Source organism: Streptomyces sp. CA-250714 (genome assembly GCF_050936705.1).
GTDB lineage: Bacteria > Actinomycetota > Actinomycetes > Streptomycetales > Streptomycetaceae > Streptomyces.
Genome location: NZ_JBNJMI010000001.1, coordinates 3,034,683 through 3,048,886 on the forward strand (window position 1 = coordinate 3,034,683; position 14,204 = coordinate 3,048,886).

The following is a 14,204-nucleotide window of genomic DNA, read 5'->3' on the forward strand; positions in this document are numbered from 1 at the left end:
GCTTCGGCGTCAAGGCATGCATAGTCGTCACTCGTCAGTACGAGTGACGTCCGCCGAGACGTCCGAGTGGCCAAGGAGGCCCCCAACTCATGCAGTCCATACCTGTGGACACATCCCGGCTTGGCGTACTGCGGTGCGCTGTCGAGCCGGAAACGAAGTACAGCAATTACGAGAACCGTGAGGTCAAGAAGGACCGGGACGGCAACACCGTGTACACCGTCGGCGTGATGGTGCGGCAGGAAGGCCGCCGAGTCTCGGTGATCGAGATCGCCGTACCTGGTGAACCGAAAGGCATTGTGGAGGGCGTTGAGGTCCGGGTTACCGGGCTGGAGGCGTTCGCCTGGTCGATGGGAGACAGGCACGGCGTCAGCTTTCGGGCCTCGGCGATCACGCCTGTGGCGACGCCTGCACCGGCGCCCGGTCCTGCGGCCGGCAAGGGCGGTGGTGCTTGATGGACCGACTCAGTCTGCTTGTGTTCGCTTTAGCAGTTCTGTTCTGGCTGCTGGTCGGCAGTGATCGCCTGCGGGCCAAGCGGCCGGACTGGCACTGGTACGTGACCGGGTACCCGCGTACGGCGCTGCGGGTCCTGCTCACCTGGCGCAAGGTTGCTCACCTCAATGACCTCACGGTCTCCCACAAGCCCAACCGGCGTTTGCTGGGGGTCCTGGCGGTCAAGGGCGATCCCCTGCGTACCCACACACCGCGCTGCTCCTTCCCTCATCCCACACCTAACGGTCTGTCGCTGCGGGTGCGGCTGTATGCGGGGCAGACTCCGGCTCCGTTCCTGGCGGCGGCTGACGCTCTGGTGCACGCCTGGAAGGTGCACGCGGTGCGGGTCGTCTCGCCCGAACGCGGGATCGTCCTGATCACGGCGACGGCCAGTGACCCGCTGGCGAGTCCGAACCGCACCACGGGGGAGGTCTCCGGATCGCTGCTCTCGGCCGTTGTCGGCGCGCTGGAGACCGGTCACGCCTGGCTGATGGACTTCCGGCGCGTACCTCACTGGCTGATCGTCGGGGCCACACAGTCGGGCAAGTCGACGCTGATCGCCCGGCTGATCAGCGAGCTTGCTCCGCAACCCGTCGCCCTGGTCGGTGTCGACTGCAAGGGCGGCATGGAACTGGGACTGTTCCAACGGCGACTCTCGGCCCTGGCCACGTGCCGTACGGAAGCCATCGCCCTGCTCGGGGCCCTTGTGGTCGACATGCAAGACCGGATGCGCCTCTGCCGCATGGCCGGAGCCCGGTCCATCTGGGACCTGCCGGAGAAGGAACGGCCGGTACCCGTCGTCGTGGTCGTGGACGAACTCGCTGAGCTGTATCTGACCAACGGCAGCAGGGAACAGCGGGCAGAGGCTGAGCAGTGCTCGACCTACCTCCTGCGGCTGGCCCAACTCGGGGCGGCGCTCGGCATGCACCTGGTCGTGGCCGGCCAGCGCGTCGGCTCGGGTCTGGGTCCGGGCGTGACAGCCCTGCGGGCCCAGTTGGGCGGCCGTATCTGCCACCGCGTCAACGACCCCGGCACAGCGGAAATGGCCCTGGGCGACCTCAACAAGGACGCCGTGACGGTCGCCCAGTCCATCAGCGAAGCCGAACAAGGCGTTGCCGTCACCACCGGCGAGCTGGGCGGCTGGATGCGTGGGCGTTCCCACATGACCACACCCTCTGAAGCCCAAGCGACGGCATCTGAATATGCGGGGATGGCTCCCCGCCTGGGCGGGGTCGTCCGCGCTCTGGAAGACCTGGAAGGAGGCGACGCCCATGAGTGAGAACGCTGCTCTTCCGCTCGTGCTGCTCTTCGGGCTCGCCACCGTACTTCTCGTCCGCTCCCGCCACGTGCGGTGGTGGGAAGCGGTGCTCATCGGCCTCTTCGGCATGTACCTCGGTCAGACACCGGTCATCTTCACCGCAGACGGCCTCGTGAGCTGGCTCTTCTCCGGCTTTTCCCGCAACAGCTAGACCCCTCAGGGAGGCCCAGCAGATGACCATGCATCGCGTCCGCTGTCCCATCTGCAAGGGAGAGCGCTACCGCAGAACCCGCACCGGACGCATGCGGCGCTGCCGCTGCTGCCGGGGCACCGGAACCATCCGCTGACCCACACCACCAACCAGCGAATCAAGGAGTGATCGCCATGGACGACAACCACCCAACCGCAACCATCCGTGCCGCTGCGGCGGCCCACCCCGGGAGGTCCCCACCATCACCGCCGAGATCACCTCGGCTGACAGGCGCGCCGTACTCGACCGCGCGGCGCGCCTGCGTCAGCTCTCCGAAGTCGACCGCGACGTCATACGACTCGCCCAAGATCCGCAGTTCCCGCGCTGGCTCGAACAGGTCACCGCTACCGGCGGCTGCGCTCACCCCGTGCACCTCTCCGGCTCAACCAGCGCGTACGACGCAGCAACCGGTGAACTCCTGCACCACTACGACACATCCGCGGAACCCGGCGAACGCCTCTCCGTCCGCTGCCGCAACCGCCGCGCATCGGTCTGCGCGCCCTGCTCCCGACTCCATGCCGGGGACACCTTCCATCTCGTCCGCGCTGGTCTCAACGGGGGCAAAGGCGTACCGGATGCCGTCCGGGAACACCCTCGCTTGTTCATCACCCTTACCGCTCCCAGCTTCGGGCCTGTCCACCGTGCCACCGACGGTGAACGCTGCCGACCGCGCCGCACGTCCCACACCTGCGAACACGGACGCTCAAAGAGCTGCGGAGCCGTACACCGGTCCGGTGACCCTTTGGTCGGCCAACCCCTGTGCGTCGGCTGCTACGACTACCCGGCACATGTCCTCTGGCACGCACATGCCGGACGCCTGTGGAAGGCATTCACGGACAACCTCTACAACCACCTGGCCGCGCGTACTGGCCGCACTCGGGCGGGCCTGCGTCGTGCGGTGCGCGTCTCCTACGCAAAGGTTGCCGAGTACCAACAGCGTGCCGCTGTCCACCTCCATGCCGTCGTACGCCTCGACGGAGCCGACGGACCCAACACCGTGCCGCCCATCTGGCTCGACGCTCGCACGCTCGCATTCGCAGTGCACACCGCCGCGTCTGCCGTGCATCTGCGCACCCCGTACACACCTGCCCTCGGCGAATACGACCTGCGCTGGGGCAACCAGCTCGACGTCCGGACGCTGAGAGCCTTCAACGACCCCAGCGCGCTGAGCGATGACGCCGTTGCCGCCTACGTAGCCAAATACGTCACCAAGGGAGCGGCCGAGACCGCTGCGGGGCTCGACCACAGAGTGGAGGGTCCAGAAGAGATCGCCACCGCGCCGGTCTCCCCGCACGTACGCGGTTTGATGGCCACCTGTTGGCGGCTCGGCGCGCTGCCGGAATTGGGTTCGCTCCGGTTGCAGCCCTGGGCACACACCCTCGGCTACCGGGGCCACATCCTCACCAAATCTCGCAGCTACTCAACGACCTATGCCGCACTCCGTGAGGAACGAGCCGAACACCAGCGAGGTGCCGACGCGACCGAAGCCGGCGACACCACCACCGAACGCCACTGGCGCTATGTCGGCTCGGGCCACACCCCGGGCGCGGCGCTCATCGCGGCAGGGATTGCGGAAGATCTGGCGGCCACTCGCGAAGCCGCACGCGAAGCGCTTGCCGTTGCACCAGGGGGCGCCCTTGGCACCGGATGAGCTCAGACGCCGGGTTGCGGCCTCGCGGACTCGTCAGGGCCTGCCGCCCGTGATCGAAGACCTTGCAGTCATAGAGCGTGCGGCGCGCGTCTTCGCGCTGATACCGCCCGAGCAAGCTGACGCCTGTCCGCGCACCGCTACGCAAGCCAGTCGAATACGAACCGCTCGGGGTCCCAGCGTCGGCGCGGGTTCGCCGGATTCACATCAATGCGACGGACGCACGCGGTGACGATCGCTCGGCGCTGGGAGTTGTTCATCTTCTTCCACCGCGCCTGCATGTCCTCGAAGCTGCCGACAAAATCCAGCAGAACCGCCGCACGGGACACCTTCGAGAGCTGGGCACGGTTCCGCTCCAGCCGTTCCTCGACGGGCTGGCGAACGATCATCCACTCCTTGCGGGTGATTCGGCGCTCCCCCACGTCCCGTGCCAGCTCCTCCAGTTCCTCCTCATCCCTGCGGATCTCTTCGTAGAGCTTGTTCTCCTCGTCGTCCGGAGCACGTAGCCGCTGCACGAACACGGGCGACTCCAATGCCGCCAGCACCATGTCCCGTACGTGGTCGTCTGTCCGCTCCGCGTTGGTCGCAGTCCCGGCGCAGGAGTCGGTGCCCGGCACGTTCGGGCACACGTAACGCGGAACTCCTGAGCGTGGGCGACCGTGCATGCTGTGTCCGCACGGCTTGCCGTCCGTGTGCGGCTTCGCGCAATGGAGGATGCCCGACAGGAGGTAGCTGCGGCGCTCGCTGCCCTCCACTCGCTTGCGGCGCTCGGAGTCGGACAGGATCGCGCGTAGGCGGTCCGAGTCTTCATGGCTGATGATGCTCGGCCAGACGGCGTCGGCCACGATTTCGCCGAGCAACGGACGCGTGTGCTCCCACGAGCCCCGAGGTGTGTGCTCCCTGCGGCCACTGATACGGGCCGATGCCAGCAGACGGCGAAGTCCGCTCGGCTTCCATGGCTTCCCAGCGGGGCTGACGATGCCGCGCGCCTGCCAGTCGCGGCAGATGCTCGACAGACCTTCGTTCGCCAGTACGCGGCGGGCGCCTTCCCTGATAACGGCGGCCTCGCTTTCCCGCACGGTTACGCGGTCGTCCTCGTATCCGTAGGGGCGCTTCCCTCCCCCGGCTATCTTCCCGGCTTCCGCGGCCTGGCGGCGCTGCCGCTTCTGACGCTCGGCCTTGTGCTCAGCCTCATGACGGGCTGCCGCACCCAGCATGCGCGCGATCATGCGGCCGGTAGGCGTCGCCAGATCGATCTCCCCGCTGACGGTGGCCAGCTCCACGCCGTATTGATCAGCAAGGTCGATCACGTCCTCAAGCTCACGGGGTGAGCGCGTGAGCCTGTCCACGTGCCAGCACACGACGGCATCGACGTAGCCGCTCCGTACCTCCTCCAACAGCTCCTGCCATGCGGGCCTGGGAGCGCCGGAGTAGGCGCTGACATCATTGTCGGTGTGCACGGTGAGCACGTCCCAGCCCTTGCGGGCACTGAGCGCGCGACAGTCCTCCTCCTGGCGCGTGACACCCAGTCCGGCGCCGCCCCGGTCCTGGCTGATCCGGCAGTAGATCGCTGCTCGCCGCGTACCCATCGAGTTCGCCATGGGTCACATAGGTACACCCTCGTAGGCACGGGCGTGAGCTGTCCGGTCGGGGTCAGCCCGAAGAGCGAGTGACGCCGCACAGAACGCCGGGCCCACCGCCCCGCCGGGGGATGCGGGACGGTGGGAGCGGCGTCAGAGCTTGTCCATTCCCGTGTACGGGCTGACGATGCGGGCCTGGTGAGGGCCGAAGTCGACGAGCATCGCGACTCCGTCCTCGACGCCGATGATCTTGCCGAGGCCGTACCGGTCGTGTGAGACCCGGTCTCCCAGCGTGAAGTGCTTGGCCACCGGAGCGGCCGGAGCCTTGAAGGGGCTTGTGGGCAGATGGCGCCGAGGCGCGGGGGAATTCGTCATTGTGAGTCCAGTGTGCGCTGTCCGAGCCCTGAGTGGGACCGGAGCGCCGCCAGACCGGCTTCGACATTGGCCGCCATGACGGACAGATTCCGTACGGTTTCGGCGTACTGCTCCGGCGTCAGCCCCTTGAGCAGTACGGCGCGGGTGGCTTCCCATGCCGCTCTCCCGGATGCGGTCTTCGAGCTGCTCGACGCGGCCGACTCCACCACCCGCGAGGCCAAGGCACCAACGGTCACCGAGGCCGCAGCCGCACTCGGCGTCGATCAGCCCAGAGCCAGCCGCCTCGCCGGGCAGGCCATCGAGGCGGGGCTCATGCGCCTCGAAGCCGATCAGCACGACGGCCGCCGCTCGCTCCTCGTCCTCACCCCTGAGGGCCACGCCGTCCTGACGCGCATTCGCGACTTCCGCCGCCGGATCTTCGCCGAAGCCACCGCCGAGTGGCCCGCCGAGGACAGGGCCGCCTTCGCCCGCCTCCTCACCCGCTTCGTACGCGATGTCGACTCCCTCGGCGCACGCGTGGCTGAGTGACCGGTCCGAGGTAGCGAAGTCACGCCGCACGTAACCTCTTCCTGTGCCAGCCTCCCGCCTGCATCGCGTCGCCGTCCTTGTGCTGGAGGGTGCGAAGCCACTCGATGTCGGAATTCCCGCACAGGTCTTCACGACCCGCGCGAGCATGCCGTACGAGGTGCGGGTGTGCGGGGCGACACCCGGTCTTGTGACCGGCGGCGACGGCCTCGCCTACTACGTCGCCCACGGCCTCGACGCGCTTGCGTGGGCCGACCTCGTCTTCGTCCCCGGCTACCGGTTCCCGGACCGCGACGACCCGCCGCAGGCCGTCATCGACGCACTGATCGCCGCCCACGACCGGGGCGCGCGGCTCGCCGCCATCTCGACGGGCGCCTTCGCGCTCGCCGCCACGGGCCTGCTCGACGGCAGGCGCGCCACGACGCACTGGCACTACACGCGGGCACTCATGGCCAGACATCCGCTCGTCCAGGTCGACGAGAACGTGCTGTTCGTCGACGAGGGCAGCGTGCTCACCTCGGCCGGCGCCGCCTCCGGCATCGACCTGTGCCTGCACATCCTGCGCGGCGACCTCGGAGTTGCCGCTTCCAACCACGCGGCCCGGCGGCTGGTCGCCGCTCCCTACCGCAGCGGCGGCCAGGCCCAGTACGTGCCGCGCAGCGTCCCCGAGCCGCTCGGCGAGCGGTTCGCCGCCACCCGCGAGTGGGCGCTGCACCGGCTCGGCGAGCCCCTCACCCTCGACATACTGGCGCGGCAGGCGGGGGTCTCGCCGCGCACGTTCTCCCGGCGCTTCGTCGAGGAGACCGGCTACACGCCGATGCAGTGGGTGATGCGCGCCCGCATCGACCTGGCCCGCGAACTGCTCGAACGCTCACAGCGCAGCGTCGAACAGATCGCCGCCGACGTCGGGCTCGGCACCAGCGCGAACCTGCGCCTGCACTTCCAGCAGATCCTCGGCACCACACCGAGCGAGTACCGGCGCACCTTCACCCGGGGCGAGTGACCGGGGCGAGTGACCCGCCCGGCACCGCGTGGCGGGACCTGGCGGGATCCTTTTGAACCATGGCGATATCGCCACTGTCAGCGGCACCGACTGCGGGCGAGCCTGGTGCCGAAGGGAAGGGACAGCACTCATGACTCGCATCGCCATCAACGGATTCGGCCGCATCGGACGCAATGTGCTGCGTGCGCTGCTGGAGCGCGACAGCGCCCTCGATGTCGTCGCCGTCAACGACCTGACGGAGCCCGCCACTCTCGCCCGGCTGCTCGCCTACGACAGCACAGCCGGCCGGCTCGGGCGCCCGGTGACCGCCGACGGGGACGCCCTCGTCGTCGACGGCCGCCGGATCACGGTGACGGCCGAGCGCGAACCGGCGCAGCTGCCGTGGGCCGAACTCGGCGTCGACCTCGTCCTGGAGGCCACCGGCCGCTTCACCTCGGCGAAGGCCGCCCGCGCCCACCTCGACGCGGGCGCACGCAAGGTGCTCGTCAGCGCACCGTCGGACGGCGCCGACGTCACGCTCGCGTTCGGGGTCAACACCGACGCCTACGACCCGGACCTGCACACGATCGTCTCGAACGCCTCCTGCACCACCAACGCGCTCGCCCCGCTGGCCAAGGTGCTGGATGAACTCGCCGGTATCGAGCACGGGTTCATGACGACGGTGCACGCCTACACGCAGGAGCAGAACCTGCAGGACGGTCCGCACCGCGACGCCCGTCGCGCCCGGGCCGCCGGCGTCAACATCGTGCCGACCACGACCGGCGCCGCCAAGGCGATCGGCCTGGTGCTGCCGAACCTCGACGGCAAGCTGTCGGGCGACTCGATCCGCGTACCGGTGCCGGTGGGCTCGATCGTCGAACTCAACACGACCGTCGCCCGCGACGTGACGCGCGACGATGTTCTGGCGGCGTACCGCGCCGCGGCGGAGGGGCCGCTCGCCGGCGTGCTCGAATACTCGGAGGACCCGCTCGTGTCGTCCGACATCACGGGCAATCCCGCCTCGTCGATCTTCGACTCGGCCCTCACCCGCGTCGACGGCCGCCACATCAAGGTGGTCGCCTGGTACGACAACGAGTGGGGCTTCTCGAACCGCGTGATCGACACGCTCGAACTGCTCGCCGCCCGCTGACCGGCAGCACTTGCTTTGGGCGCTCTGGTTGACCAGTCGGGTCGGCCAGAGCGCTCAGTTGGCTCGGGCCTGGGAGGGCTGGAGGGTGGATCCGGGGATCCGACACTGACGGTGAATCAGGTGGCGGTCGATCAGGGCGCCACCGCCCACACACTGTGGCGCATTCGAACTCAAGCCGCACAGTGAAGGATTGGGACGGGTGTGCAGGGGGCAGGGGCGCTTGTGCACTGTGTCATGAGCATGATTCCACCCTTCCCCCACAGGAGGATCACCGTGACAGTCAGAAACGCTGTGCGGGCACTGATAACCGTGCTCGTGGTGGCGCTGTCCTGGAGTATCAGCCAGGCGTCCGCCTCAGCCACGTCCCCAGGGTCCGCCGCCGCGGTCGTCCTGACGTACGACACATCGGGAGCCGAGGAGTTCGTCGACGCGGTCGACAAGGGCGCGGCGGTCTGGAACGACAGCGTGAAGAACGTCCAGCTGAAACCGGCCGGGTCGGGCGACCGGGCCAACATCGAGATACTCGCGGACGACGGCTGGCCGCGCGCGCAGACCACCAGCCTGGGCAACGGCACCGTCTGGATGGGGCGGCAGGCGGTGAACGAGGGCTACGACACCACCCGTATCGCCGCGCACGAACTCGGCCACATCCTGGGTCTCCCGGACAAGAAGCCGGGGCCGTGCAGCAGCCTCATGTCCGGCTCCTCCGCCGGGGTCGGGTGCACCAACCCCAACCCCGACGCCAGTGAAAAGGCCGCCGTCGAGGACAACTTCACGGGCGCCGGCGTCAGCCCCGCGGTGTTCCAGCCCCGGGTGTACCAGGACTGACCGGACCGTTCCTCAGACGGTCACTGTGTCCCGCCGCCGCGCGGGGCACAGTGACCATGCGGCGAGTGGGGCTGCCCGCCGAGCGCTGATCGCATTCGTACGCGGGCTTCACACTCCTCGAACATTGCTTCCGGATGCTGGCCCGTATGAGGACCACAAGCACCACCGCGAGGAGCGCGGCGACGATTGGTCTGCTTCTGCTGCTGCCGGCCGCCACAGGGTGCGTCGAAAACGGCGGCGGCTCGCAGAGCGAGGACAAGCGGCCGAACGTGCTGATGGTAATGACCGACGACCAGTGGCTCGAGTCGATGCGCGTCATGTCAGAAACCCGGAAACTGCTGGGCGACGAGGGCGTGACCTTCGACCGCTATCACCCGTCGACACCGCTGTGCTGTCCCTCGCGGTCGACCTACTTGAGCGGGCAGTACGCGCACAACAACGGCGTACGGCACAACAAGGCCCCGCAGGGCGGCTACGACAAGCTCGACGAGAAGAAGACGCTGCCGGTGTGGATGCAGAAGGCCGGATACGTCACCTCGCACATCGGCAAGTACCCCAACGGCTACGGCAGCAAGGACCCGAAGCACATACCGCCCGGTTGGGATGAGTGGCGCGGCTCGGTGGACCCGTCCACGTACCGGATGTGGGGCTACCGGCTCAACGAGAACGGGAAGCTGCACACGTACGGGAAGCCCGGCGAGGAGGATCCGAAGCTCTATCAGACCGATGTGTACCGCGACAAAGGCGTCGACTTCATCAAGCGCAAGGCCGAAGGTGACAAGCCCTTCTTCCTGAGTCTCGCCTTCCTCGCACCGCACGGGGAGAGTGTGAACACCCGGGGCGGGAAGTTCCGAAAGCCCCGGAAGCAGGAATCACGTCCGGCCGTCGGGCAGCCCCCGCGTCCGGCGCCCCGGCACAAGGGCGAGTTCGCGAAGGAGGAGCTGCCCGAGGATCCCGCGTACGGCGAGAGCGATATGCGGGACAAGCCGGCGTTCCTCAAGAAGCGTCCGAAGCTGGACAGCGTGACCACCCAGCGCATCACCGAGAACTACCGAGGGCGGCTGGAATCGCTGCTGGCCGTGGACGAGGCCGTACGGAAGCTGATGAGCACGCTGAAAGCCACCGGCCAACTGGACAACACCTATGTGCTGTTCACCTCCGACAACGGGTTCTTCTTCGGCGAGCACCGGGTGCCCGCCGGAAAGTTCCTCCCGCACGGCGCTTCGGGACAGGTACCGATGCTGCTGCGCGGCCCCGGCATCTCCGAAGGACAGCACTCGAAGGAACTCACCAGCAACGTCGATCTGGCCGCCACCATCGCCGACATCGGCGGCGCCGACCCGGACCTCGCGCTCGACGGACGCTCCCTGCTGCCGTACGGGCGTGACCCGAGCAAGCGCAGCGGCAGGCCGGTGCTGCAGGAGATCGCGGAAGGTGCCCGCCGCTCGCCGGTGACCGGCCACGGCAAAGGCAAGCCGCCCGCCGCGGGCCCGCCGGACGACGACATCTCCGCGGGGCGGGCCGCGGGCGCCGGAGACCTCGATCAGGACGGCGACGCCTCGCCCACCACCAAGAAGGCCCTGAAGAAGAACCGCAAGGGCTTCCGGAAGGGAGGTTCCGCGGCGTACGAGGCGATCCGCACCGACCGTTACCTGTACATCCGTTACGTCACGGGCGCCCGGGAGCTGTACGACCTGTCGGCCGATCCGCACGAGTTGACCTCGCGCCACAACGATCCCGACTACGCGAAGGCGCGTACGTTCCTCGACCGTCGGCTGGACAAGCTGCAAGGGTGTGCGGGCGAGGAGTGCCGGGAGGAGACACCGCAGGCGCCCGGGCCCGCATGAGCAGCAGCCGCGACCAGATGGAGGAGGAGGACAACTGACCGGACAGAACCGCGGTCTCGTACTGGTCGTCGAGGACGAACGGGCCATCGCCGAGCTGGTCCGCACCTATCTGGTACGCGAAGGCTTCACCGTCATCATCGAGTCGACCGGGGAGGCGGCGCTGGCCACCGCGCGCCGCCACCGCCCGGTTGCGCTGATCCTCGACATCATGCTGCCCGACATGGAGGGCACCGAGGTGTGCCGGCTGCTGCGCGGCCGGCAGGACTGGACACCGGTGCTGTTCCTGACCGCGCGCGACGAGGAGGTGGACCGGCTGCTCGGCCTGGAGTTGGGCGGTGACGACTACATCACCAAGCCCTTCAGCCCCAGGGAGCTGGTGGCCCGGCTGCGTGCGGTGCTGCGCCGCAGCTCGGGCGTCGTCGCCGAGCAGATACGCACCGTCGGCCGGGTGAAGGCCGATGTACCGCGCCGCCGTGTCCTGGTGGACGACGGGCCGGTGGAGCTGACGGCCACCGAATTCGATCTGCTCGCCCATCTGATGGAGCGGCCCGGGCGGGTCTGTACCCGCAGCGATCTGCTGGCCGCGGTGTGGGGGCACCGTTCCGATGTGGGGACGCGGACCGTCGATGTGCACATCGCGCAGCTACGGGCCAAGCTGGGCCGGGGGGCAGGGATGATCCGGACGGTGCGCGGTGTCGGATACAGCGTGGAGGAGTGACCCCGGCACCGGTGCGGGCCGGCTGTCCGGGCGGTCGCTGTTCGGCCGCGCCAGGGGGATGACGTCCCGTACGGTGCTCGTCACCCTGCTCGTCGCGACTGTCTCGGTGTTCGCCACCGCTGCTGTGGGAGTACCGCTCATCCGTCAGGCCGCGACCGAGCACGCACGCGAGTCGCTGCGCAAACAGGCCGACCTGGCCGCGACCATGCTCGCCGCGCGCACGGGCCGCCCCGCCCGGGTGCAGGAGTTGGCGCGGCTGATGCGCAGCAACGGCATCCGTATCTCACTCGTACGAGCCCACACCGCCGACCGCGGCTGGGTCCCCCAGGACGCCATGCGCAAGCTGCGCAACGGGAAGCCCGTGCACAGCCGCGTCACCCGGAACGGCACGGATGTGCTCTTCGAGGCCCGGCCGGTCGGAAAGGCGAACGGTGTCGTGCTCGCGCAGCGGGTTTCCGAGGCGCGCGGGGAAACCGTCGGGCCGCGGCTGGCGCTCGCGCTGGCCGTCGGGGCATCCGCCGGCACCCTCGCCGGGGTGTTTCTGGCCAGGCGGCTGTCCCGGCCGCTGCGGCAGGCGGCACGGACCGCTGACCGGATACGGCACGGCGACCGCGGCTGCCGCATGCCGTTGGATCCGCCGGAGGAGGTACGTGAACTCTCCAGCGCCCTCAACGAGTTGAGCACCGCGCTGGAGGTCAGCGAGCAGCGTCAGAAAGACTTTCTGATGTCCGTCTCCCACGAGCTGCGTACTCCTTTGACGACCATACGCGGCTACGCGGAAGCCCTCGCCGACGGTGTGCTGTCCACGGACGCCGACACCGCGCAGGATGCCGGGCGCACCGTGCTGACCGAGGCGAAACGCCTCGACCGGCTCGTCACCGACCTCCTCGCGCTCGCCCGCCTCCAGGCCGACGACTTCGCCGTCGAGCGGGAGGAAGTCGACCTCACCGCACTGGCCGCGGCGGCGGTGACCGCCTGGCGTCCCTCACTGGAGGGATCCGGCACCGAACTGCGTACCGAGCTGCCCGGAGATTCCGTACTGGTGCACACCGATCCGGTACGGCTGCGGCAGGTGCTGGACATCCTGATGGAGAACGCGAGCCGGGTCGCACCGCATGCGCCGCTGGTGGTGGCGCTGGCTGCGGAAGCCGACGCCGGCGGCGGGCTGGTGCTGCTCTCAGTACGCGACGGCGGTCCGGGGCTGACGGACGAAGACCTCCGGGTCGCCTTCGAGCGCGGCAGGCTCCACCGCCGCTACCGGGACCGCCGCCCGGTCGGCACCGGCCTCGGCCTCGCCCTTGCGGCCCAGCTCGTCGACCGGCTCGGCGGCACGATCATCGCGACTCACGCCCCGGAAGGCGGCGCCCACTTCACGGTTCGCCTGCGGCGCTGAGTTCTCGGCATGGGGTGCTGCGCCCCGTCAGGGGCGCGGGGAACTGCGCGACCAGCCACAACGCAACCCGCAGTCCGCAAGCAACCGAAAGGGGCAGCCCCTCACCGGAACACGGAAGTCAGACCTCCGCGTTCTCCGCGCGGGCAAGGGCCACCTGCAAAACCACCAACAACGCATCGCGGACCGACCCCGTCTCCCGGGCGTCAAAAACAACCAGCGGTACGTGATCGGAGACATCCAGCGCCCACCGCACCTGGTCGAGGTCGTGCTGAATCTCACCGTCGAACGCGTTGACGGCGACGGCGAACGGAATGTCCTTGTGCTCGAAGTAGTCCACCGCCGCGTAGCAGTCGTCCAGCCGGCGGGTGTCCACGATCACCAGCCCGCCGAGGGCGCCCTCGGTCACGTCGTCCCACATGAAGCCGAACCGGTCCTGGCCGGGGGTGCCGAACAGATAGAGCTTCAGGGTCGGGGAGATCGTGATGCAGCCGAAGTCCATGGCGACCGTGGTGGTCGTCTTGCCGGGAGTGTGCGTGAGATCGTCCACGCCGGCTGCGACCTCCGTGATCGCGGCCTCGGTGGTCAGCGGACGGATCTCGGATATCGCGCCCACAGCCGTGGTCTTGCCGACCCCGAAGCCACCGGCGATGACCAGTTTGACCGGCAGCGGCGGCTGTTCAACTGCTGTCGCGGAGTGAGCCCCGTGAGTCGGGGACGGCACGGAGACCATCGATAACCCTTCGCAGTACGGAGATGTCCTGAGCTGTCCTGGCATTCGGCACGTGCACCGCCAGGTGTCCGGCGGCACGCAGGTCATCGGCCAGCACCCGGACCACGTTGAGGTGCAGTCGCAGCCGGGCGGCCAGTTCCGCCACCGACTGCGGACGCCGGCAGGCGGCGACGATGTCGTGCTGTTCGAAGGTGAGCGAGGCCAGGGCCGAGAGCCCGGCCGACGTCGCCACGATCTGCGTCTCGACCGGGAGCGGTGTCGCCGCGCCGCTCCCCGAGACCCGGCCGGCGGTCAGCAGGAACGGCCGGATCGCGGGAGCGCGGCCGACCGGCTCCGGCGCGTCCCATGCGCTGCCCGCAGCCTCGTGCGGTACTGGTTCACCGGCAGCCATCACGATCCCTCCTGAGTGCCTGCACCCATCTCTCCGCGTC

At 68.9% G+C, this 14,204-nt stretch carries 15 protein-coding genes; 11 read left to right on the forward strand and 4 right to left on the reverse strand.

Annotated features, from left to right (window positions below):
* Positions 1 to 89: 89 nt before the first annotated feature.
* From ACQEU8_RS13400 to ACQEU8_RS13415, 4 genes are all read left to right on the forward strand, one after another.
* Entirely contained in the window at positions 90 to 452 is a 363-nt protein-coding gene (locus ACQEU8_RS13400) for a hypothetical protein (protein WP_433100210.1), read from the forward strand.
* A complete protein-coding gene (locus tag ACQEU8_RS13405; RefSeq protein WP_433100212.1) occupies positions 452 to 1,768 on the forward strand; it encodes an FtsK/SpoIIIE domain-containing protein in 1,317 nt (438 codons plus the stop codon). The genes ACQEU8_RS13400 and ACQEU8_RS13405 overlap by 1 nt, the downstream gene beginning before the upstream one ends.
* Positions 1,761 to 1,958, forward strand: coding sequence for a hypothetical protein (locus ACQEU8_RS13410; protein ID WP_433100214.1), 198 nt, complete (start codon positions 1,761 to 1,763; stop codon positions 1,956 to 1,958). The genes ACQEU8_RS13405 and ACQEU8_RS13410 overlap by 8 nt, the downstream gene beginning before the upstream one ends.
* 331 nt (positions 1,959 to 2,289) lie before the next feature.
* Positions 2,290 to 3,648 carry a replication initiator gene (locus ACQEU8_RS13415; protein WP_433102357.1) on the forward strand — a complete coding sequence of 453 codons (1,359 nt, stop codon included), beginning with the start codon at positions 2,290 to 2,292 and terminating at the stop codon, positions 3,646 to 3,648.
* 137 nt (positions 3,649 to 3,785) lie between these two features.
* On the opposite strand, the gene ACQEU8_RS13420 is transcribed toward ACQEU8_RS13415, so the two are convergent.
* Together ACQEU8_RS13420 and ACQEU8_RS13425 are read right to left on the reverse strand one after the other, a co-directional pair.
* The gene (locus ACQEU8_RS13420; protein ID WP_433100216.1) at positions 3,786 to 5,246 is read right to left on the reverse strand and encodes a recombinase family protein; all 1,461 of its coding nucleotides are present in this window, start codon (positions 5,244 to 5,246) and stop codon (positions 3,786 to 3,788) included.
* A 132-nt stretch (positions 5,247 to 5,378) separates the two neighbouring features.
* Complete coding sequence (locus ACQEU8_RS13425) at positions 5,379 to 5,600, reverse strand: hypothetical protein (RefSeq protein WP_433100218.1); 222 nt, start codon at positions 5,598 to 5,600, stop codon at positions 5,379 to 5,381.
* 75 nt (positions 5,601 to 5,675) lie between these two features.
* Here ACQEU8_RS13425 and ACQEU8_RS13430 point away from each other — a divergent pair, with 75 nt between their 5' ends.
* From ACQEU8_RS13430 to ACQEU8_RS13460, 7 genes are all read left to right on the forward strand, one after another.
* Positions 5,676 to 6,128, forward strand: a complete 453-nt coding sequence (locus ACQEU8_RS13430; protein ID WP_433100220.1) for a MarR family winged helix-turn-helix transcriptional regulator — start codon at positions 5,676 to 5,678, stop codon at positions 6,126 to 6,128.
* A 43-nt stretch (positions 6,129 to 6,171) separates the two neighbouring features.
* A complete protein-coding gene (locus tag ACQEU8_RS13435; RefSeq protein ID WP_433100222.1) occupies positions 6,172 to 7,128 on the forward strand; it encodes a GlxA family transcriptional regulator in 957 nt (318 codons plus the stop codon).
* A 130-nt stretch (positions 7,129 to 7,258) separates the two neighbouring features.
* On the forward strand, positions 7,259 to 8,257 hold the full coding sequence (gene gap / locus ACQEU8_RS13440) for a type I glyceraldehyde-3-phosphate dehydrogenase (RefSeq protein WP_433100224.1): 999 nt from the start codon (positions 7,259 to 7,261) through the stop codon (positions 8,255 to 8,257).
* Positions 8,258 to 8,497: 240 nt separating this feature from the next.
* Complete coding sequence (locus tag ACQEU8_RS13445; protein WP_433102359.1) at positions 8,498 to 9,085, forward strand: snapalysin family zinc-dependent metalloprotease; 588 nt, start codon at positions 8,498 to 8,500, stop codon at positions 9,083 to 9,085.
* A 146-nt stretch (positions 9,086 to 9,231) separates the two neighbouring features.
* Entirely contained in the window at positions 9,232 to 10,932 is a 1,701-nt protein-coding gene (locus tag ACQEU8_RS13450) for a sulfatase family protein (RefSeq protein ID WP_433100226.1), read from the forward strand.
* The gene (locus tag ACQEU8_RS13455; protein ID WP_433100228.1) at positions 10,880 to 11,650 is read left to right on the forward strand and encodes a response regulator transcription factor; all 771 of its coding nucleotides are present in this window, start codon (positions 10,880 to 10,882) and stop codon (positions 11,648 to 11,650) included. The genes ACQEU8_RS13450 and ACQEU8_RS13455 overlap by 53 nt, the downstream gene beginning before the upstream one ends.
* Positions 11,625 to 13,043, forward strand: coding sequence for a HAMP domain-containing sensor histidine kinase (locus ACQEU8_RS13460; RefSeq protein ID WP_433100230.1), 1,419 nt, complete (start codon positions 11,625 to 11,627; stop codon positions 13,041 to 13,043). The genes ACQEU8_RS13455 and ACQEU8_RS13460 overlap by 26 nt, the downstream gene beginning before the upstream one ends.
* A 118-nt stretch (positions 13,044 to 13,161) precedes the next feature.
* Here ACQEU8_RS13460 and ACQEU8_RS13465 read toward each other — a convergent pair whose 3' ends face one another.
* Complete coding sequence (locus tag ACQEU8_RS13465) at positions 13,162 to 13,773, reverse strand: GTP-binding protein (protein ID WP_433100232.1); 612 nt, start codon at positions 13,771 to 13,773, stop codon at positions 13,162 to 13,164.
* Entirely contained in the window at positions 13,721 to 14,164 is a 444-nt protein-coding gene (locus tag ACQEU8_RS13470; RefSeq protein WP_433100234.1) for a DUF742 domain-containing protein, read from the reverse strand. The genes ACQEU8_RS13465 and ACQEU8_RS13470 overlap by 53 nt, the downstream gene beginning before the upstream one ends.
* Positions 14,165 to 14,204 lie beyond the last annotated feature (40 nt).

What these genes read in the sequence shown, in the direction of transcription:
- ACQEU8_RS13445 (WP_433102359.1), top strand. Translation starts at nt 8,498, where the DNA reads ATGATTCCACCCTTCCCCCACAGGAGGATCACCGTGACAGTCAGAAAC.
- ACQEU8_RS13425 (WP_433100218.1), bottom strand. Translation starts at nt 5,600, where the DNA reads ATGACGAATTCCCCCGCGCCTCGGCGCCATCTGCCCACAAGCCCCTTC.
- ACQEU8_RS13430 (WP_433100220.1), top strand. Translation starts at nt 5,676, where the DNA reads ATGACGGACAGATTCCGTACGGTTTCGGCGTACTGCTCCGGCGTCAGC.
- ACQEU8_RS13420 (WP_433100216.1), bottom strand. Translation starts at nt 5,246, where the DNA reads ATGGCGAACTCGATGGGTACGCGGCGAGCAGCGATCTACTGCCGGATC.
- gap (WP_433100224.1), top strand. Translation starts at nt 7,259, where the DNA reads ATGACTCGCATCGCCATCAACGGATTCGGCCGCATCGGACGCAATGTG.
- ACQEU8_RS13405 (WP_433100212.1), top strand. Translation starts at nt 452, where the DNA reads ATGGACCGACTCAGTCTGCTTGTGTTCGCTTTAGCAGTTCTGTTCTGG.
- ACQEU8_RS13450 (WP_433100226.1), top strand. Translation starts at nt 9,232, where the DNA reads ATGAGGACCACAAGCACCACCGCGAGGAGCGCGGCGACGATTGGTCTG.
- ACQEU8_RS13470 (WP_433100234.1), bottom strand. Translation starts at nt 14,164, where the DNA reads ATGGCTGCCGGTGAACCAGTACCGCACGAGGCTGCGGGCAGCGCATGG.
- ACQEU8_RS13410 (WP_433100214.1), top strand. Translation starts at nt 1,761, where the DNA reads ATGAGTGAGAACGCTGCTCTTCCGCTCGTGCTGCTCTTCGGGCTCGCC.
- ACQEU8_RS13400 (WP_433100210.1), top strand. Translation starts at nt 90, where the DNA reads ATGCAGTCCATACCTGTGGACACATCCCGGCTTGGCGTACTGCGGTGC.
- ACQEU8_RS13465 (WP_433100232.1), bottom strand. Translation starts at nt 13,773, where the DNA reads ATGGTCTCCGTGCCGTCCCCGACTCACGGGGCTCACTCCGCGACAGCA.